Raw genomic sequence first — 19,060 nt, forward strand, 5'->3', positions numbered from 1 at the left:
AAATGGAAAGAGCGCGGTGGGGAGAGGCGTGCCGAACAGCGCTGCTCCTGACAGCAGGCTGTCAGGAGCAGGCGGGAAGGTGCGGCCGAAAGCCTCTTGTCGCTACACGCCCCTGGCGGCTGATGCGACCTGCGTCGCCGACCCGTTCAGGCGCGGCACCACGACAAGGCGTTTGATCTTGCCCTTCTTGTAGGCGGCGAGGAAGCGCGCATAGTCCTTGAAGGCGACGCAACCGCTCGACTGGCCGTAGCGGCCTCGAAGCAGGTAGGTATGGGCCAGAAAGCCGTCGCGATTGTATTTGTTGCGGCCATCGGCCGGTGTCAGGCGCAAGGCCTCCACTCCGTGGAAGCGCGTCTCGCGCAGCGACAGATTGTAGGTGTTGGGCGGTGTCGGTCCGCGGTTCTTCTGGTCGGCATAGCGCGGCTGGTCCGTCATGGCGCCGATGCCAGAATGAGCCTCGAGCCTTGAGCCGTCAGGCATGTAGACGGTGCCGGCGCTGATATCGTAGACGGCGACGCCATTTCCGGCTCCGCTTCTGGATCCCGGCGAGTTGAACAGATTTCTGAACGCCTTGCCAAGGCCGCCCGAAGGCGTGTCGGGCTTAGCATAGGCCAGCACATCGCCGCCATCGGCCGGCCGGCCTTGCCGCGTCGGTTTTGCCGGCTGGGCCTGCTGGACCGTCTCGCGTGCCGGCTTCGATTGCTGGGCGGGCTTGGGCTGCTGAACAGATTTGGGCTGCTGAACGGGCTTAGGCTGCTGCTGGACGATTTTGGGCTGCGGCGGGTCGAATTGCGGGCGGCGGGTCGGCAACGGCACGTCGTCGGTCAGCGCGTCCGGCAGCGAGGCGGCATCGCCGGGTTGATCCTGCTGGGTTTCGACGGGTGAAACCGCGACATCGGCTGACGATTCCTCGATCGGCAGCGGTGAGGCGAACGCCTCGTCGTCGGCCGGCAGCGACTGCACGAGGGCAAGCGCCAACTGCGAATTGTCCGGCGTATCGGATTGGGCAAAGCCCATCGGCTGCGGTGCGGTCTGCACGACCACCGAGCCGGTATCCAGCCGGGCGAAACGTTCGGCCGCCGGAACTGGCATGTTATCGGACAGGCTGGCCGTGACCTGGACGGACGGCACCAGCGACGCCTCGGCAATTCGCGGTGCGACGGTGGAGATCACCGGGCGCGTGTTGGCAGTGGCGGCAGGCTTTCCGGCGTCGGCAAAGGCAGCGGCCAGCTTCATCGGCGAAAGCGACGCTTCCATGCGTTCGAAGCGCTCCTGCGCCTTCGACTTCACGGCGGCTGGCATCGGCTTTGCCTGCGCTACAAGGCGTTCGGACTTTTCCGCCCGTGAGCTTACCCTGGCCAGCTTGAAACAGCTGGCACCGCACTGCACCGAATGATCATGCAGGGCCTGAGTGCCGCCATTGGCATTGGCCAGCACGAAGGGTGCTTTCAAGAAGTGCTGTTTCAGCGGATCGGTAAATGCGAGCGATCCCGGCATGGACAGCGTCTGGGGCAGGCCAACCGAAGTCGCCGACAGCGAGGCGCCGACGGAACTGAGGCCGGCCATGGTGCCGATCAGCCAAAGGCCGATGGCAGTGCTGACGCAGGGCAGTGCGACCCAGCGGGCCACCCGGCCAGCGTTGAAGGAAGAGGAACGCGGAGCATCGACGAACTCGCCGCCCTCACGCTGTCCCCGGTTTTTTTTATGTGTACTCAACAACGCCATGCAACCAATCTCGCTTCAATCGGTTTCCCCGTACGTGGCCTTGAGAGCCGCGACGACCATTCTGTGAGTGATCCCAGGTGGTCCTCGACGCGTTTGCCGCGTCTGTAGTTGGTTGCCAATTGCTTCAAAATATGGACAAAGTTGGTTAATCAATTCCTCTCAAAACCAACGACGAGATGTGGATTTTGGCCAAATCAGCCTTCGTCCACGGCCAGGAAAGTGGTGTTGTCGCCCTTCCGACCTGGTTTTGCTGCCTGTTTTTGGCGGCCGAGTCAAGCAAAACAGCCGCTGCTAATTTTTGCGAAGCGCCTTCGCGCGGCATCTGCAGTGAGGTGACTGCCAGCAGACATCGCCTGGGAAAGGCGCCTGTTTCCAGTAAAAATGTTGCCGGTCTTGCCAAGATTTCCCCTGCGGAAGAGCCTCAACATCCCGCCCTCAGTTGAACCAGAGCGCAAAGGTCAGAAACCCGCCGCCGCCGAACTGGCGCTGGATCTGGTCGAAATCGCTGCTGGTGACGAGCTCGCCGCTTTCGAGGTAGGGCGCGATGGCCGGGCCGGTGATCGACAGCACCAGATCGAAGTTTTTCGGGTCATCGAAGAAGCGCTTCATGTTGATGCCAAGGCCCGTGCCGGCGGTGACGCGGAAATGCGGCAGCAACTTGCGGCCCTCCAGGAGATCTTCGGCCATGGTCAGGGCGGCGAGCCAGGCCTGAACCTGCTCCTCGCCGACTTCGAGGCCGGTGAGCGGGTTCTCGCCCTTCTGCTGCGGTCCAGGCAGCCATTCGCGGTCATTGTCGGTCTCGGCGCGGATCGCCTTCCAGTCCTCGCGCGACAGCCGGATCATTTCCAGCAGGTGGCGGCGCGCCGCTTGCCGGCGCTCCGGTTCGACCACCGGCCAGTTGATGAGATGCACCATCGAGATGAAATCGGCGATGCGCCATTCCGACGAGAAGATGCTCGAGCCCATGTCGCCGGCCGGCGGCACCAGAATATCCTGCAACGGCAGCTTGGCGCGCGGGAACAGCATGTGGAACGAGCCGTCGAAGGTGCTCCTGAAATCATGCGCCAGCCAGAAATCGGCCTGCGCCATCAGGAACTCGGCATAGCCCTGCAGCCAGTACCCGTCGGCGCGGTCGAAACGGAAGGTGAGCGTGGGGACGGCGTCGTCCGATGTAATGCCGCCACGGGACAACGCGGCGATGATCGCCGCCATGCTCTCGTCCGGCGCGATGGTGCCGTCCTCGTTGAGGTCTATGCCCGCACGGGTGAGATCGATCGCCATGCCGATATCGGCGTTCGCCGGCACCGACGCAAACGTCGCCGCGGATTTTTCCAGCCGGTCGCGGAAGCCGACCAGGATGGCGCGGAACTGCTCGTAAGTCAGCGGCTCGGGATTGGGATTGTCGGGCACCGGCAACCGCATCAGTGGCAGCATGAAGGACTGCGGGCTTTCGAAACCATGGCGGTGCAGGCCGGTGGCCAGGATCTCCAATGCGGTGAAGAACTCGCCCGCCCCGGCCGCATAGGCGGATGCCGGGTCGTTTGGCGCGGCGGCCTCCAGCATCGACAGGGCAGCGTCGCGCGCGGCCACGCTCTTCGCCTCGAACAGTCGGGTAGCCGCTTCGGGCATTGCCGCCGACGCGGAAGACAGCGGCAGGAGCAAAATGAAAGCGGTCAGCAGGCCTGCCAGTCGTGTCATCTTTTCCCCCAATATTTGTCGCGCAGCGCAGATATACACCATTTGCAGCGCTGCGCTTCAACCCGCCCGCCGGACGGTCTACACAGGGCAAACAATTGGGCATCGCGTGTCGAATTATCCGTTTTCCTACAAGCTGTCCTGGCTGCCGCGTTTCCTGAAGCCGTCTCTGGCCGGCGACGTGCAAGACTTTGCGCCGATGGCTGGGACGCTTATGGATCCGCCGCCGAGGCAGACAATGCGGCTTGCCTTTGTCGGGGACATCTCGGCGGTGGCCAACCGCAGCGCGCCGGATTGCGATCCGGCGATCAAGGCGCTGCTCGGCGCTGCCGATCTGGTGATCGGCAATTGCGAAAGCCCTGTTGTGGACAGAGCAAGCGCGGCTCTGGGCACGACGCTCGGCACGCATCACGCGATGAGCGAGCGGTTCCTGGCCGAGGCGCTGGCGGCGGCTGGTATTTCACGCGAAAAGCTCTTGTTGTCGCTGGCCAACAATCATGTGCTCGATCAGGGCGTCGCCGGTTTCGACGAGACGGTGGCAGCGTTTCAGCGGCTCGGCATCCGCACGATCGGCCTGGTGGCCAATGGTCCGGTGATGCCTGTCCGGGTCGGACCGCTTGATATCGGCTTTGCCGCCTTCACGCTGTGGCGCAACGCCGATGAAAACCTGTTCACCGGGCGCGTTTCGATGGACAGCGATCCGGCGGGCTGGCCGCGCGCTGGCTTGGATCTTCTCTGCGCCGTGCCGCATTGGGACTGGGAGTTCCGGCATTTTCCGCGTGCCGAGACGCGGGCGCTGGCCAGGCGGCTGGCCGGGCAGGGCGTCGGACTGATCGCCGGCCATCACGCCCATGTCGTGCAGCCGGTGGAAAGGATCGACAAGACGGTGGTCGCTTATGGACTCGGCGATTTCCTCGGCACCGCCTTCGCCCGCCAGCCATGGCCGGGTCGCATCGGTTCTATCCTCACTGTCGATGTCAGTGCCGATGCCGGTACGCGCGGCACGATTGCATCTTACCGGCTGCATCCCTTCATGCGCCTGCGCGCCGGCGACCATGAGCGGCTGGTGTTGGTGGAGGCTTTGGAGGGCCGAGTGCGTGACAAGGTCGAGGGGCGACTGAAAGCGATCTTCCCTTCTCCACCAACCGATCAAGGCGTACCCGCTTAAACGTCTGGCGGCCCCTGCAAAACCGACTATCATGCTCCCGCAGAGGCAGGATTGCGGGGGATAGCGGTGGAAACAGCGGATTTCATGCCGAGCGAAACGGTCATCGCCGGCATCCGGAAAGACATCGCGGCCTATGAAGCGGCGAGGGCGTCGGCGGTCAGGCAGGTGCGCTGGCGGGTGCCGGTGTTCGTCGGCCTGGTGCTGGTGGCCGTGGTGCTGGTCGCCTGGCTGTTCAACAAGGTCGCCGACCCCAACGAGCAATGGGTCTCGACGCCGCATGTGTTCCTGTATGTCATCGGCTTCGCGGCTTCGATCCTGCTCTATTTCCAGGCCAGGAAACCGGCGACGCGGCTGCAGCAATCGTTCCGCGAGACGCTGTTGCCGATCATCTTCGGCTTCATCGCCGACATGCGCTACCAGCATGGCGTGACGCCGAATTCATTCGACCGGTTGCCGCGCACGGCGGTTGGTCCGTTCAACCGGCAGGCGTTCGACGACATCGTCGCGGGCCGCTACGAAGGGTTTCCGTTCGAGCTCTACGAGGCGCATCTGCGGGAAGGGTCGGGCAAGGGCTCGTCGACGGCCTTTCAGGGCGTCATCGTCGCCTTCGAGACCATCGCGCCGTTCCCCGGCATATTGGTGGCGACGCGCCGGACCAACGCGGTCATCAGTTTCTTTCGCGGCATATTCGCCAGCAAGCTGCAGGAGCTGTCCAGTGGCGACGTGGCGCTCGACGCCGCGTACGAGTTCCGCACCGACAATCTCGGGGCGGCACAGCCACTGGTGAGCGGCCGGCTGGCGCAGGCGCTGAAATGGCTTGGCGAAACCTGGCCGGACGATCCGGCCCGTGTCGCGCTCAACGGCAGCGATGGGTTCCTGCTGTTGCCGCAGACGAAGAATTTCTTCGAGCTGCCGGATATTTCGGTGCCGCTCGATTACACCACGCATGTCGCGCCGATGATATCGGACATGGGCGCGATGCTGGCGACGGCGGCACTTGTGCGCAAGATCGGCGCGAAGGACGAGATCGATTAGTTGGGCCTCGCTGTCAGCAGTCAAAGCCGTATTGGTCGCGCATGGTGTCCGCCTCCTCTTTCGACATTTTGTTGAACATAACGCAGACGGTGAAGCTGCCGACCTGATGGCCGGCGCGCATATAGCCCCAGTCGGAAATATCGTTTCGGGTGAGTTCTATATTCTGCCCGAGGACCACATTACGCACTTGCTCCGGCTGGTTCGCCAATATGCCGACAAAGCCTATTTCAGTGCGGCGGAACGGGATGACCCAGAAGTGCTCGCTGACGTTGCCGTCGCGCACCTTGACCTTCAATTTGAACCTGTCGGTGTCGGAGGAAGGAGCCTCGGACAGTGCCAGGAATTCATCCAGGCTGGCGAGCGCCTGCGCTGTCGCTGCCGCCATCTCGGGATCGTCCTCGGTAAACATAATCGTCTTGTCATCGCCCGGATCCGCGCCTTGCGCACAGGCGGACCCCGGCGCAAGCGCCAGCATCAGGGACATCGCGGTCCGGACTGCAAGTTTCATGGAAGGCCCCCTTCATCGTAACGGCGCACCATCCGGCATCCGTTCCCGATTTGCAACCGGAGCGCGAGTTTCATCCACTTCGGAGCGGCGAGTTGAGCTGATCCATGAAACAAAATGTGTATCGATGACCGGTCGGCAGTTTGTTTCGTGATGCCGCTTGAGACGGATTGCGGCGGCCGCGCCGTGATCGAAACCGCCCGCCACAATCCGGCTAAACGACTCTTTTCGCGGACAGAAGTCCGCTCATTGGGGGAGCCGAAGCGGCCTGAAATGATCTCGGTCGCAGACAATGTGTCGGAATTAAGCCTATGATATTGTTTGCAAAAATTCACCCAACGTGATTTGCGGAGCGAGCGCTTCCGTTCCAGTTTCAGGCCGTCCGGTGCTGTCGTTTCCCAAGGCGGCCCGGAAAAGTGAAACAGCACGGAGTGCACCCCATGAAGAAGACCCTCGCAACCACCGCCGCTCTGCTCGCCTTCCTCGGCACGGCCTATGCCGCGACCGTTCAGGGCACGATCCAGGCCGTCGACCCGACGACCAAGTCGATCACCCTCGACGACGGCAAGATCTACCAGCTGTCACCGGAAGCGACGATCGGGAAATTGAAGGTCGGCGCCAAGGTGGCGGTGACTGTCGATGACAAGACGGGCATCGTGACGTCGATCAAGAAGGCCTCGTAAGGCGAGAGCATCGTGCGTCGGCAGACCTGCTGACCGGATTTTTCAACCCTGTTCCACTCATGGCCGGTCCCTCCGGGATCGGCCATTTTCGTGCCCTCCACCCCTCGATGCGAGGCGGAACGCTGTCCCGGCGGCATCGCTATGGTTTTTGCCAAAAAGCCGCGCTATCCCTTGGCCAACGGGGGATATTCATGGCCGACGAACAAAAAGGGTTTCGCCTGTCGCGGCGATTGCTGCTGGGTGCGGCTGTCCTAGGTGGCGCGGTGCTGTGGGGCGGCAACACCGTGGCGCGGCTGGCGCGCGCGCCTTCGGGGCCGAAGAACGCCGGACGGATAGCCGATATCGACGGCTTCGCGTTGCCTTTGAAGCCGCTGGACAATGCGCCGGCCTTCGATGCGTCGCTGCCCTGGTCGGCAAAAGGCGGCGACATCAACGATGCCAGCGGCCTGTCGATGACGCCGGTCTACGGCGTCGTCGAGGTCAGCGAGGACGAGCACATCGCCAATGCGCTGGCCTTCGCGCGTGCCAATGGCCTGAAAGTCTCGCTTGCCGCCATTCGCCATTCGATGGGCGGGCATGCCTTCGACGACAACGCGCTGGTACTCGACCTCAGAAAGTTCAACAAGGTGACCGTGGATGCGGCGGCGAAGACCATGACCTTGCAGCCGGGCGCGCGCTGGCACGACATCCAGAACCTTCTGCATCCGCGCTTTGCGGTGAAGGCGATGCAGTCGACCGACATCTTCTCGGTCGGCGGCTCGCTGTCGGTCAATGCGCACGGTATGGACCACCAGGCAGGGTCGGTGGCGGGCTCGATCCGCTCGATGCGAGTGATGCTGGCCGACGGCTCGGTGACGACCTGCTCGCCCACCGAGAACACCGATCTGTTCCGCCACGTCGTCGGCGGCTATGGCCTGTTCGGCGTGGTGCTGGAGGCGACGCTCGATATCGTCGAAAACGCCGTCTACCGGACCTCGCGCGAAATCATCAGATCGGACGATTTTCCGAAATTCTTCGCCGAGGTGCTGGAGCCGAACAAGAATATCGGCCTGTTCTACGGCCATCTGTCGACGGCGCCCGGCAATTTCCTCGAGGATATGATCGTCTACCGTTACGACAAGGTGGCGGAGCAGCCGCCGGCGGATCAGCCTGAGATCGGCGAGCCGGGTTCAGTCGGGCTGAAACGGGTGATCATCAACCTGGCGAAATGGGGCAGCCTGTTCCAGGAGTTGAAGTGGTTCACCGAAAAGACGCTGGAGCCGAAATTTGAAAGCTGCACGGTGGCGCGTACTTCGGCCATGGCCGAGGGCGAGGCCTGTCTCGTCACCCGCAACAACCCGATGCACGATTCGGTGCCCTATCTCTTCAACGATCAAATAGAAGAGACCGACATCCTGCACGAATATTTTATTCCACGTGCCGCCTATGTCGAATTCATCGCGGAAACGCGCGAGATCCTGCGCAACCAGACGCTGCCGGTGCTCAATGCTTCGGTGCGCATCGTCCACAAGGAGGATGTGGCGCTGACCTACGCGCCGGAGCCAGCCTATTCGCTGGTGCTCTACATCAACCAGCCGACCGATGCCGACGGCAATGCCAGGATGCGCGCGCTGACGCGGGCGCTGATCGACGTGACGATCAAGCATGGCGGGCGCTTCTTCCTGCCTTACCAGCTGCATTATACGGCCAGGGAATTGCTCGCCTCCTATCCCGAACTGCCGGCCTTCCTGGCGGCGAAGCGGCAGTATGACCCGACGGAACTGTTTTCCTCGACCTTCTACCGTGCCATCAAGGCGCTGAGCGGGGTGGCGTAGACGTTAGGAGACTTCATGCGCAAGGTATCAGCCGCGGCACTCATCCTCATCGCGCTGTGCGCTGGCCCCGCCGGAGCCGAGGATCTCAAGGCCTTCAAGCTGACCATCGACGGTGTGACGGTCGATATCGATCCCGGCGAGAGCACTGATGTGACGCTACCCGGCGGTAAGCACAGCAAGGTGACGCTCGAGCGCAACGACTTCGCGACCTTCTCCGGCAGCGATTTCTCCTTCGTCCATCCGAGCAATATTTCGGTGACCAAGACCGATCTCGGCGATGATATCACGCAGTATCTAATGGCGTCGGCGCTGGGCACGATCGTCGTCGTGCAGGAATATGGCAAGATGAACCCGGTGTCGCTCAACCAGTTGATGCTGCAGGAGATGACCAAGGAATCGGTGCAGGCCGGCGCCAAGCTGACGCAGGAGCCGATGACGCGCAAGCTCGCCGACGGCAAGGAATTGACCGGGATCCGCGCCGAGGTGAAGACACGCACCGACACCGCCGATTTCGAGATCGTCGGCTTCGGCCTGGCCGATCGGGGGCTGCTGTTCATCACCCGCGTTGCCGGCGAGGATGCAGCGACCGAACAGCCGCTTATCGACAAGTTCTGGCAGAGCCTGAAGGTCAAGTTCAGGCCGGACTAGGGTCGTGTCTCAGTTGGGTTTCGGGGGGGAATCCATACTTTTGCATAACGGCGGCTCAAGTTATTCTGACGACCCTGAATTGGAGGTCCTGCAGCATGGCGAAGCTCATTTTCAGAATGAACCAGTCCCTCGACGGTTACGTCGACCACCAGAAAATGCCGTCAGGCCCGACAATCTTTCGTCACTGGATAGAGCAAGTGCGCAATTTGAGCGGCAGTGTTTACGGTCGCGGCATGTACGAGGTCATGCGTTATTGGGACGAAGACAGTCCTGAATGGAGCGCGGAGGCGCACGAATTCGCGGCGGCGTGGCGGAGCCAACCGAAGTGGGTTGTGTCGCGCTCGCTGAAGTCGGTCGGCCCCAACGCCACACTTGTCGGGGACAACGTCGAGGCGGTGATAGGTGGGCTTAAGGCTGAGCTCGTCGGGGAGATTTCAGTTTCCGGACCAAACCTGGCACGAAGCCTGACCGATCTTGGTCTTATCGATGAATATCAACTTTACCTCCATCCGTTCGTGCTCGGTCAGGGCAAGCCATTTTTCGCCGGCCCCCGGCCGCCGCTTCGCTTTGTGGCCAGCGATTTGATCGGTGATGACGTAATCAGGTTGACCTATGTTCCTGCCTGACCACGCGGTCGTCAAACGCCGGCGGGCCTAAAGCCCCTTCGGCACCAAGCCGGCCAGCCAGTTCACGGAGCGTTTCGCGGCATCGGCGGTCGCCGAGGCGGCGCGGCCGAGATCGGTCTTGACCACGGCGTAGCCGTTCTTGGTGCGATAGAGCACACCGGTTCCGCCGTCGACCACCTGTTCATAGGCGACCGGCCGGGCGGCATCCGCTTCCATGGCGGTCGTCGGTGAACCGACCGAAACGCTCGGCCGGTGGCTCAATTCAGGCGGCAATGGGCTTTCGGTCCTGACAACGCGGCTGGCGGGCTTCAGTTCCGGGCGCGATGCGGTCGCGGCCAGCTGCGAGGAGGACGACGAACCCTTCGTGCGGCAAATGCCGGAGACGAGCGGATAGTTGAAATTGCGCTCGTGCAGCATCTGGCTCTTCATCGCCGCTTCGCACTCGGCGACGGTCGACCACTTGGCCGGCGTCTCGCCGATATATTCGCAAAGCTTGGCGTCGCAGTCGCAGCCGACAATGGTCATGGCGACAAGGGCGGTCTTGATCACGGTCTTGTCCCTTCGAGATGCCCCCCGGCAATCCATCCATTTCTTCCCATTCCTTCGCGCGCGAACAAGGCGGGATTTGGCCGCGATTGTGGAATGGGCGTGGCGGAGCGCAGGAAATGCATATCCTGGCCGGGCGTGGCCGAAAGGCCTCAGTAATCGTAGACGTGTTCAAGCCGGGCACCGGCCTTGATCAGCGCCGGCAGCACGAGATGCAGCTTGCGCACGGCGACGACCATGCCGGTGCGGCGCGTGGATTGATCGGCCGGGAGCGGATAGCTGAACAGGATGCGCATGCCTTCGGGAACAGCGATCGTATCGGTGGAGAGCACCGTGACCATGATCTCGTCATTGCCGCCGATCTCGACGAAGGAGACGCCCTTGTCGATCAGGGGCGGGATCATTTCGGTGAAGACCTGATAGCGCCTGGTGACGAAGATGGTGCCGTCAGCGCCCATGTCGCGTTCGAGCAAGGTGTCGGGCTCGTTGCGGGTGGCTTCGCCGACGGGTCCCTTGGCCCAGACATGGACGTCGAGCAAGGCAGGGTCCATCGTCGCGGCGAGCGCCTTGGTGATCAGGTCGGCATAGCCCTGCTTGATGGTGTCGGCGAGGCCGAACGCCAGCTTGCGTTCGCTGGTCCGGATCGAGCTGTCTCCCGGCGCCGGCTGCACGGCAAACAGGCCGGCGCGCTTCTCGGCATAGGGGAACTGATACCAGGGCACCTGGTCGAGAAACCCTGCATAGTCCGCCGCCAGCTTGGCCTGATAGATGTCGGCGGCGGTGCGCTTGGCCGTCGTCGCCTCGGTGATGCGGCCGACCGTGTTCTCATAGGCCCACTGCAATATATGCTCGATCGAGTGGCTGGTGCCGATGATGACCAGCATCTGGTGGTTGGCGTAGTTGAACTTGTAGGCAGAACTGGCGCGGATGACCATGGCGTAGTCCTGCCAGAAGCGGCCGACATAGGACCAGTAGGGAAAGCCGCTCGGCTGGTCCTTGTCGACGAAGCCGGCATATTCGCGCGCGGCGTAGACGATCGCCCATTCCGGATAGGTGAGGAAGGTCGATTCCTCCGGCCGCTGGTAGAAGGGGATCTCGGCGCGGACCTTGTCGGCCAGCGCCTTGGGCGGCGCGCCATCGGCAATTCCGGGCAGCGGCGTCTTGTCGAGCGACGACGTCGTCAGAAAGCCGTAGCTCAGCCCGGCGATCGGGATGAGGATGACGAGGACGATCACCCACAGGATCGTCTTGATGATGCGCTTCAGCCAGCGGAACAGGAACATGCCAGATCAGGCCGTGGCGAAGTGTTCGTGTATGCGCCTGGCCAGCCGGAAGCCGACATAGACGGCGAAGCCACCGATGACCAGGTGCGGCAGGTTGGCGAAGAAGCGGGCCGGGAATTCGATATCGTTGAGGGAGCGGAAGCCGTTGATGAAGATGCCGGCATCGAGGCAGCCGGAACCGGTGACCAGACCGAGCACGCCGTCGAACAGGTAGACCGAACCGAACAACTTGAAATAGAACACCGCCTGGCGGTGCGAGATGAAGGCGGCGGCCAGCGCCCAGACGCCGGAGAAGGCGTGCAGCAGGTCGTCATACCATTGCAGCGAAAACAGACCGAACAGATTGCCGCCAGCGTCATTGAACGCGGGTATGTAGCCAATGGCGACGACGCCGAAAAACAGGAAAGCATAGGCGACGGCAAGCTTCTGGATCAGCGTCATGAAGTATCCCCCCTCTACGAGTCCGCTTTGCAAACAGACTCTGACGACGCAGCGATACTAACCGATTTTAGCGCGCGGTGAAGCGGCGCCCGCGAGATCGCCGGCGAAGGATATCGAGGGGCAAAAAGACAGTCGGCGCCGGGATTTCTCCCAGCGCCTCCCTGTCAGATCAGGACACGGTCGCGGCAGCAACTTCCGTAAAGTCGTCGCGCCTTGCCGGCCTTGATTTTGACGGTCCTGCCAGTCCGCCGCCCGAGAGCAGCGTCCGTTCGGGACCACGCTGGTTTCCACCCTTGCGGGCTTTGCCCTGCGCACCATCGAAGGTTTCTGCCGTCCTTCATGGCAGCATCGGTCCGCCGTCGGCGTTGGCACGCTTTCCGCGGCCCCGTAGGTCTCGGCTCCGTCCCTCGAAACAGGCAAGCCTGCTCTCGCTTCGGGCCGTACGGGCCTCAGGAAATCCGCCTTTCACTTCGCCTTTCGGCTTGATGATCGGTAGCCGCCTGAGATGGGTTTAACCTACGCCGGGTAAGGGTCCTGGGGAATGGCCGGAGGCCTGTGGATAACGGGATTATCGGGGATCAAGCTGGGGTAACGAAATTTTCCTGTCCGCCACGATGGGCGTCATCGGCGGACATTCGGCCTTGCTCTGCGGGCGGGTGCAGTCTTCAATGCCGGCAAAGGATTCGAGGCGCCGAGCGCCTCGATCCTTGCGGGAGGGTTGCTTGAAAGTCGGAGTGGTTCTCAACCCGATTGCCGGTGGGGGCCGGCTGAAACGGCATTGGCCTGATGTCGCCGTGTCGCTGAAAAAGCATTTTGGCGAATTCGAGCTGCGCGAAACGCAGGCGGAAGGTGACGCCGAAAGGCTGGCAATCGATCTCGCGATGATTGGCTTCGACCTGGTGATTGCGGCCGGCGGCGACGGCACTGCCAGCGAAGTGGCCGATGGACTGCTGCAGGCGTTCCAGGAAAGCGGCCGGACCACCGAGCTCGGCCTCTTGCCGTGCGGCACCGGCATCGATTTCGCGCGCGGGCTCGGCCTGCCGAAAGAGGTGGATGCCGTGCTGAAGCGGTTGGCCGAAGCCAAGGGTCGCAAGGTCGATGCCGGGCGCATCTGCTACATCGACGATCACGGCGCGCTGGCCAGCCGGCATTTCATCAACATCGCCAGCCTGGGGCTTTCCGGCGCCACTGACCGCGCCGTCAATGCCGACAAGCGCAAGGGCAGGATGTCGGCCAAGGCGCTTTTCCTGTGGCGCACCGTGGTCGAGTTCATCCGCTACCGCTTCCAGGACGTCAGGATCACGGTCGACGACGGCGCGCCCGTCGAAGCGCGCATGGCGCTGGTGGCGGTCGCCAACGGAAAATTCTTCGGCGGCGGCATGATGATCGCGCCGGATGCGGAACTGACCGACGGGCAGTTCGACATCGTCATCCTGCGCGCCGCCGGCAAGCTGAAGCTGATCTGGGACATCCGGCTGCTCTATGGCGGCCGGCACCGCAACCATCCAGCGATCACCATCTTGCGCGGCAGGAAAGTGGTGGTCGAACCGCTCGGCGATGTCGAGAAGAACGGCGCGCTGGTCGACATAGACGGCGAGTCGCCGGGACGCATACCCGCGACCTTCGAGATCCTGCCGGGTGCGTTGACGCTCAGATACTGAATCAAGCCGTTGACGGATTGATTCAGATGAATCCGCCGATCCAGCCAACTCGCTGAAATCGCTTAATATCCAGCCGGCGTTAGAGTTCGAGCTTGGCCGGGAAACCAGGTGCGCGCAGGTCGGTGCCGACGGCATCTTCCAACAGTTTGACGATCTGGGTCGACCAGGCGCCGCCGCCATAGGCGGCCTTGCCTTGCTGAAAAATCGCGTTGACGCGCGACGCCAGCTCAAGCGGCACGCCTGACTGTTCGCCCATGGCGAGCGCGAAGCTGAGGTCCTTCAGCGCCAGATCCATGGTGAAGCCGATATCGTAGGAGCCGTTGAGAATGAGCTGGCTTTCGGTATCGTGGACGAAGCTGTTGCCGGAGGAGGCGACGATGGCGTGATAAGCTTGGGCGAGGTCGAGCCCGCCTCGCTTGGCCAGCATCAGCGCCTCGCCGGCGGCGACGAGGTGAACGAAGGCGAGCATGTTGGTGATCACCTTGATCACCGCCGCCGAGCCGACCGGCCCCATCAAGAACGATTTCGCGCACATCGCTTCGATTGCCGGGCGATGGCGCGCATAGAGCGCTGGATCGCCGCCGACCAGCGCGGTGATCTTTCCGGCCGCCGCCAGATGCACGCCGCCGGTGACCGGGCATTCCAGCGTCTCGATGCCTTTGGCCGAGGCGAGGGCCGCGAGGCGGAGAATCTCGTCGCGGCCGTTGGTCGACATCTCGATCCAGGTGCCGCCTGTGGGCAGGCCCTCCAGCAGACCATCGGCGCCCGCCAGCACGGCTTCGCTGACCTTCGGAGAGGGCAGGCAGGAGATGGCGTTGCCGGCCCGTGCGGCGGCCTCGGCGGGGCTGCTTGCCGCTGTGGCCCCGAGCACCACCAGGCGCTCGACGGCGGTGGGATCACGGTCGAAGACGGTGACGGCAAAGCCGTTGCGGATCAGGCTGGCGGCAAGGTTGCCGCCGAGGTGGCCAAGACCGATGAAGGCGTAGCTTTCGCTCACGGCATCAACGGCGTCTGCATCATCTGCAGATGCAGGTCCTTGCCCGTATAGGGGTGCGCGTCGCAGACCGCCTCGTTGAGCTCGACGCCGAGGCCGGGCTCCTTTGAGGGGATGATTTTGCCGTCCTGCCACTCGATCTTCTTCTTCAGCAGCGTGGCGTGGAAACCGTCCCACTGCTTCAGCGATTCCAGGATGAGGAAGTTGGGCAGCGTCACCGCCAGCTGGATGTTGGCCGCACCGACGATCGGTCCGCAATAGCAATGCGGCGCGATCTGGATGTGGTAGGCCTCGGCCATGGCGGCGATCTTCTTGGTTTCGAGAATGCCGCCGGAGCGGCCGAGGTCCGGCTGCAGGATGGTCGCGGCGCGGTTCTCGATGACGCGGGCGAACTCGAATTTGGTCGTCAGCCGCTCGCCGGTGGCGATCGGGATCGAGGTCGCGCGGGCCACTTGCGCCATCACCTCCGGCATGTCGGGCGGCACCGGCTCCTCGAACCACAACGGATCGTAGGGCTCGATGGCGCGCGCCATGCGCAGCGCGCCGGACGCCGTGAACTGGCCGTGCGTGCCGAACAGGATGTCGGCGCGGGTGCCGACCGCCTCGCGGATTGCCTTGATCATGCGGGTGGACAGGTCGATATCGACGAGGCGCGGCTGATGGCCGTCGAAGGCGGTGTAGGGGCCGGCCGGGTCGAGCTTGACGGCATTGAAACCCTGGTCGACATATTCGAGCGCACAGGCAGCGGCGAGATCTGGATCGTTGTAGACGTTCTTGCCGTGCGCGTCCTCGGAGTGGACGCTGCCGCTGTGCGGATAGAGATAGGTGTAGGAGCGCAGCGTCTCGTGCACCTGGCCGCCGAGCAATTTGTAGACCGGCTTGTCGGCTTCCTTGCCGATAATGTCCCAGCAGGCCATTTCCAGCGCCGAGAAGCAGCCCATGCCGGACACATCGGGGCGCTGGGTGAAGCCGGAGGAATAGGCGCGGCGGAAGAAGTTCTCGATGTCGTGCGGATCGCGGCCGATGAGATAGCGCTCGGCCATGTCCTCGACCATCCGGGCGGTAACATGGGCCGAGAAGGTGGCGTTGTAGGCCTCGCCATAGCCGACCACGCCACCATCGGTGGTCAGCTTGACGAAGATGAAATACTTGCCGCCGATGCCGGGCGGCGGATTGCCGACAACCCAGGTCTTGACGTCGGTGATCTTCATTTTTGGTCCTCCAGAACCAATTCGGCGCCCTTCCAACCGGTCATGATCGAGGCGGCGTTGGTGTTGCCGGTGATGTTGTCGGGAAAGATCGAGGCGTCGATGACGCGCAAGCCTTCGACGCCGTGCACCTTGAGACGTGGATCGACGACGGCGCGCGCGGGATCGGGGCCCATGCGGCAGGTCGACACCGGGTGATAGACGGTGCCGGAGCGTTTCCGGAAATCCTGGATCAGATCGGCGTCGGAGGCGATCGACGGACCGGGCAGGACCTCTTCCTCGATGATCTCGGCCATGGCGGGCATCGACGCGATCTTGCGCACGAACTTCACCGCGTCGAGCATCTCGGCGACGTCGGCCTCGGTCGAATAGGCGTTGGCCGTTATCCTTGGGTAGTCGCGCGGGTTGGCCGAGCGGATCATGATCTCGCCACGGCTCGACGGGCGGCAGTTGGACAGGCCGATGGAGAAACCCGGCCACGGATCGGGCGTCAGGATCGGGCGCTCGCCGCTTTTGGGAATGACGGTCGAGAAGGCCTGGAAATAGAGCTGCATGTTGGGCCGCGCCGCCGCCGGGTCGGTGCGGAAGAAGCCGCCGGCATTGTTCATCGACAGCGACAGCGGGCCGGAGCGGGTGAGGATGTATTGCATGCCGACCAGCAGCTTGCCCCACCAGGGACGCAGCGTCTGGTTGAGCGTCGGCAGCCGGCCCTTGAACGTGTAGTTGATGCCGACATGGTCCTGCAGATGCGCGCCGACATTTTCGTTGGCATGGACGGCGGGAATGCCCAGGCCCTTCAGTAGCGCGGAAGGGCCGACGCCGGACAGTTGCAGCAATTGCGGCGAGTTGATCGAACCGCCCGACAGGATGATTTCGCGGCCGGCACGCGCCGTCTTCATCCCGCCGTTCTGCTGGTATTCGACGCCGACGGCACGCTTGCCCTCGAACAGGATTTTTGTCGCCAGCGCCTTCATCTCGACGCGGACATTCCCGCGCTTCATCGCCGGGCGCAGGAAAGCGCGCGCCGCCGACATGCGGCGGCCGTTGCGGGTCGAGATCTGGTAGATGCCGACGCCTTCCTGGGCGGCGCCGTTGAAATCCGGGTTGAGCGGCAGGCCGGCCTGCTGGCCGGCGGCGAGATAGCGTTTGGTCAGCGGATGGACTGCGTCCGAACAGTCGGTGACATGCAGCGGGCCGCCCGTGCCGCGCCATGTGTCGGCACCGGCCTGGTTGTCCTCGAGCGCCTTGAAGGCGGGAAGCAGATCGTCATAGCCCCAGCCGGGATTGCCGGCGGCGGCCCAGGCATCGAAATCCTCGCGGGCGCCCCTGATCCAGACCATGGCGTTGATCGAGCTTGAACCGCCGAGCAGCATGCCGCGCGGCCAGTGGTCGGTATTGCCGGCGAGGCCCGGATCCGGCTCGGCCTTGTAGTTCCAGTTGACGGCAGGATCGAAGAAGGTCTTGCCGTAGCCGAGCGGCATCTGCACGTAGAAGCGGCGGTCGGTGCCGCCGGCCTCCAGCACCAGCACCGAGAAGCGTCCCGAGGCTGAGAGTTTTTCGGCCAGGACCGAGCCGGCCGAGCCGGAGCCGACGATGATGAAATCATAGGTCTGCATGATGATGCGGGCGGCTCCGGAAAATTGGCTGCAGCCTAGACGCGACGGCATTCCGAAGTCGCCGCGCCATCCGGCATCAGTTGTGAAAAAAGCGACCGTCGAACTGGCCGGGTTTGCGGGGATGCCCGACAATCGCGCTTGATATCTACCTTCTCGACAGCCTATGCGATGGCATTATTTTGGCGCATGATTTTCTCCGAAAGTCTGCAACTTTTCGGAATCATGCTCTGGCCACTCTGCGGAAGGCAGGAAATCATATGCGAACCCTCCCTGACGCGTTCATCCCCGAACTGCCGGGCCACTACAGCGGCAAGGTCCGCGAGAACTACGACCTTGCGGATGGCCGGCGCATCATCATCGCCACCGACCGCCTCAGTGCCTTCGACACCATCCTGACTTCGATCCCGTACAAAGGAGAGATCCTGACGCAGACGGCGCGCTACTGGTTCGAGGAAACCGCCGACATCTGCCCGAACCATGTTCTCGAATACCCCGACCCGAACGTCGTCGTCGGCACGAGGCTCGACATCCTGCCGGTCGAGATCGTCGTGCGCGGCTATCTGGCGGGCACCACCAGCACCTCAATTCTGACGCGCTACAAGCGCGGTGACCGCGACATGTATGGCATCCACCTGCCGGACGGCCTGCGCGACAATGAAAAGCTGGCGGAGCCGATCATCACGCCGACCAGCAAGGCCGCGCATGGCGGCCATGACGAACCTCTGTCCAAAGCGGAGATCCTCGAGCAGAGTCTTCTCACGCAGGCGCAGTGGGATACCGTATCGGACTACGCCTTGCGGCTGTTCGCCCGCGGCCAGCAGCGCGCCGCGGAACGCGGCCTGATCCTCGCCGACACGAAGTACGAATTCGGCACCGACAAGGACGGGACCATCATTCTTGCCGATGAAATCCACACCCCGGACAGCAGCCGGTATTGGATCGCATCGAGCTACGGACAGGCGCTCGCCAGCGGCAGCCGGCCGGAGAGTTTTGACAAGGATTTCATCCGCTCCTGGGTCTCGGCCAGATGCGATCCTTACAAGGACCCGATTCCAGAGATACCCGACGAGATCGTCGAACAGGCTTCGCGGGTCTATGCGCAGGCCTATGAGGCGATCACCGGCAAGGAATTTTCTCCAGACCTTTCCGGGGACAGCGTGCTCGATCGTATTCGCACGAACCTCAGACGCTATTTCTGATCGACCTTCGCCGGGTGATGCGAACTGCCGTCTTCCACCCATCGCAATGCCAGAGCCCACCAACTCGGGTTAACGGAGCCTTTGCCGGGCGTTGGCTGACGGTGCATCAAACGAAAAACCCGCCTGTGTGAACTGACCCCCGAAAGTTGGACATCAACCTTCGGGGGTTTTCATGTCCAAACACAGCGAGAGTTTGAAGCGCACTGTTGTTGA

Annotated in this window: 18 protein-coding genes; 8 read left to right on the plus strand and 10 right to left on the minus strand. The window is 63.0% G+C overall.

Going from position 1 to position 19,060, the window contains the following annotated elements:
- Window positions 1-102 precede the first annotated feature (102 nt).
- The 3 genes from NKJ04_RS31795 to NKJ04_RS31805 all read right to left on the minus strand — a co-directional run bounded on the left by NKJ04_RS31795 (window position 103) and on the right by NKJ04_RS31805 (window position 3,423).
- A complete protein-coding gene (locus NKJ04_RS31795; protein WP_352679686.1) occupies window positions 103-1,725 on the minus strand; it encodes a DUF2778 domain-containing protein in 1,623 nt (540 codons plus the stop codon).
- A 145-nt stretch (window positions 1,726-1,870) separates the two neighbouring features.
- Window positions 1,871-2,125, minus strand: coding sequence for a hypothetical protein (locus tag NKJ04_RS31800; RefSeq protein WP_352679689.1), 255 nt, complete (start codon window positions 2,123-2,125; stop codon window positions 1,871-1,873).
- A gap of 35 nt (window positions 2,126-2,160) precedes the next feature.
- Window positions 2,161-3,423 (minus strand): hypothetical protein, encoded by a 1,263-nt coding sequence (locus NKJ04_RS31805; protein WP_023809781.1) that lies wholly within the window; start codon window positions 3,421-3,423, stop codon window positions 2,161-2,163.
- A gap of 106 nt (window positions 3,424-3,529) precedes the next feature.
- Here NKJ04_RS31805 and NKJ04_RS31810 point away from each other — a divergent pair, with 106 nt between their 5' ends.
- Window positions 3,530-4,588, plus strand: coding sequence for a CapA family protein (locus NKJ04_RS31810; protein ID WP_128303780.1), 1,059 nt, complete (start codon window positions 3,530-3,532; stop codon window positions 4,586-4,588).
- 84 nt (window positions 4,589-4,672) lie between these two features.
- Complete coding sequence (locus tag NKJ04_RS31815) at window positions 4,673-5,623, plus strand: hypothetical protein (protein ID WP_352630018.1); 951 nt, start codon at window positions 4,673-4,675, stop codon at window positions 5,621-5,623.
- 13 nt (window positions 5,624-5,636) lie between these two features.
- On the opposite strand, the gene NKJ04_RS31820 is transcribed toward NKJ04_RS31815, so the two are convergent.
- Window positions 5,637-6,131: a YegJ family protein gene (locus tag NKJ04_RS31820; RefSeq protein WP_352679692.1), complete on the minus strand. Its 495-nt coding sequence runs from the start codon at window positions 6,129-6,131 to the stop codon at window positions 5,637-5,639.
- 437 nt (window positions 6,132-6,568) lie between these two features.
- Here NKJ04_RS31820 and NKJ04_RS31825 point away from each other — a divergent pair, with 437 nt between their 5' ends.
- The 4 genes from NKJ04_RS31825 (at window position 6,569) to NKJ04_RS31840 (ending at window position 9,899) form a co-directional block, all read left to right on the plus strand.
- Window positions 6,569-6,811, plus strand: a complete 243-nt coding sequence (locus NKJ04_RS31825; protein WP_013530037.1) for a DUF1344 domain-containing protein — start codon at window positions 6,569-6,571, stop codon at window positions 6,809-6,811.
- Between the two features lie 191 nt (window positions 6,812-7,002).
- Window positions 7,003-8,625, plus strand: a complete 1,623-nt coding sequence (locus NKJ04_RS31830; RefSeq protein WP_023809777.1) for an FAD-binding oxidoreductase — start codon at window positions 7,003-7,005, stop codon at window positions 8,623-8,625.
- A 15-nt stretch (window positions 8,626-8,640) separates the two neighbouring features.
- Window positions 8,641-9,273 carry a hypothetical protein gene (locus NKJ04_RS31835; protein ID WP_352679695.1) on the plus strand — a complete coding sequence of 211 codons (633 nt, stop codon included), beginning with the start codon at window positions 8,641-8,643 and terminating at the stop codon, window positions 9,271-9,273.
- Between the two features lie 95 nt (window positions 9,274-9,368).
- The gene (locus NKJ04_RS31840) at window positions 9,369-9,899 is read left to right on the plus strand and encodes a dihydrofolate reductase family protein (protein WP_352440388.1); all 531 of its coding nucleotides are present in this window, start codon (window positions 9,369-9,371) and stop codon (window positions 9,897-9,899) included.
- Between the two features lie 27 nt (window positions 9,900-9,926).
- On the opposite strand, the gene NKJ04_RS31845 is transcribed toward NKJ04_RS31840, so the two are convergent.
- The 3 genes from NKJ04_RS31845 to NKJ04_RS31855 all read right to left on the minus strand — a co-directional run bounded on the left by NKJ04_RS31845 (window position 9,927) and on the right by NKJ04_RS31855 (window position 12,169).
- Window positions 9,927-10,448, minus strand: coding sequence for a hypothetical protein (locus tag NKJ04_RS31845; protein WP_023809774.1), 522 nt, complete (start codon window positions 10,446-10,448; stop codon window positions 9,927-9,929).
- Between the two features lie 149 nt (window positions 10,449-10,597).
- Window positions 10,598-11,728 (minus strand): hypothetical protein, encoded by a 1,131-nt coding sequence (locus NKJ04_RS31850; RefSeq protein ID WP_352679699.1) that lies wholly within the window; start codon window positions 11,726-11,728, stop codon window positions 10,598-10,600.
- A gap of 6 nt (window positions 11,729-11,734) precedes the next feature.
- Window positions 11,735-12,169, minus strand: coding sequence for a hypothetical protein (locus NKJ04_RS31855; protein WP_127294990.1), 435 nt, complete (start codon window positions 12,167-12,169; stop codon window positions 11,735-11,737).
- Between the two features lie 722 nt (window positions 12,170-12,891).
- Here NKJ04_RS31855 and NKJ04_RS31860 point away from each other — a divergent pair.
- Window positions 12,892-13,830, plus strand: coding sequence for a diacylglycerol/lipid kinase family protein (locus NKJ04_RS31860; protein WP_023809771.1), 939 nt, complete (start codon window positions 12,892-12,894; stop codon window positions 13,828-13,830).
- Window positions 13,831-13,909: 79 nt separating this feature from the next.
- On the opposite strand, the gene NKJ04_RS31865 is transcribed toward NKJ04_RS31860, so the two are convergent.
- From NKJ04_RS31865 to NKJ04_RS31875, 3 genes are read right to left on the minus strand one after another with little or no spacing between them, the layout of a single operon-like run.
- Window positions 13,910-14,827 carry an NAD(P)-dependent oxidoreductase gene (locus NKJ04_RS31865; RefSeq protein ID WP_352679703.1) on the minus strand — a complete coding sequence of 306 codons (918 nt, stop codon included), beginning with the start codon at window positions 14,825-14,827 and terminating at the stop codon, window positions 13,910-13,912.
- Window positions 14,824-16,035, minus strand: a complete 1,212-nt coding sequence (locus tag NKJ04_RS31870) for a mandelate racemase/muconate lactonizing enzyme family protein (protein ID WP_352679706.1) — start codon at window positions 16,033-16,035, stop codon at window positions 14,824-14,826. Before NKJ04_RS31870 ends, NKJ04_RS31865 begins: the two co-directional genes overlap by 4 nt.
- Window positions 16,032-17,648, minus strand: coding sequence for a GMC family oxidoreductase (locus NKJ04_RS31875; protein ID WP_352679711.1), 1,617 nt, complete (start codon window positions 17,646-17,648; stop codon window positions 16,032-16,034). Before NKJ04_RS31875 ends, NKJ04_RS31870 begins: the two co-directional genes overlap by 4 nt.
- 257 nt (window positions 17,649-17,905) lie before the next feature.
- On the opposite strand from NKJ04_RS31875, the gene NKJ04_RS31880 reads away from it, so the two are divergent.
- Window positions 17,906-18,847, plus strand: coding sequence for a phosphoribosylaminoimidazolesuccinocarboxamide synthase (locus NKJ04_RS31880; protein WP_352679708.1), 942 nt, complete (start codon window positions 17,906-17,908; stop codon window positions 18,845-18,847).
- Window positions 18,848-19,060: the final 213 nt, after the last annotated feature.

It is taken from the genome of Mesorhizobium sp. M0618 (assembly GCF_040320765.1).
Lineage (GTDB): Bacteria > Pseudomonadota > Alphaproteobacteria > Rhizobiales > Rhizobiaceae > Mesorhizobium.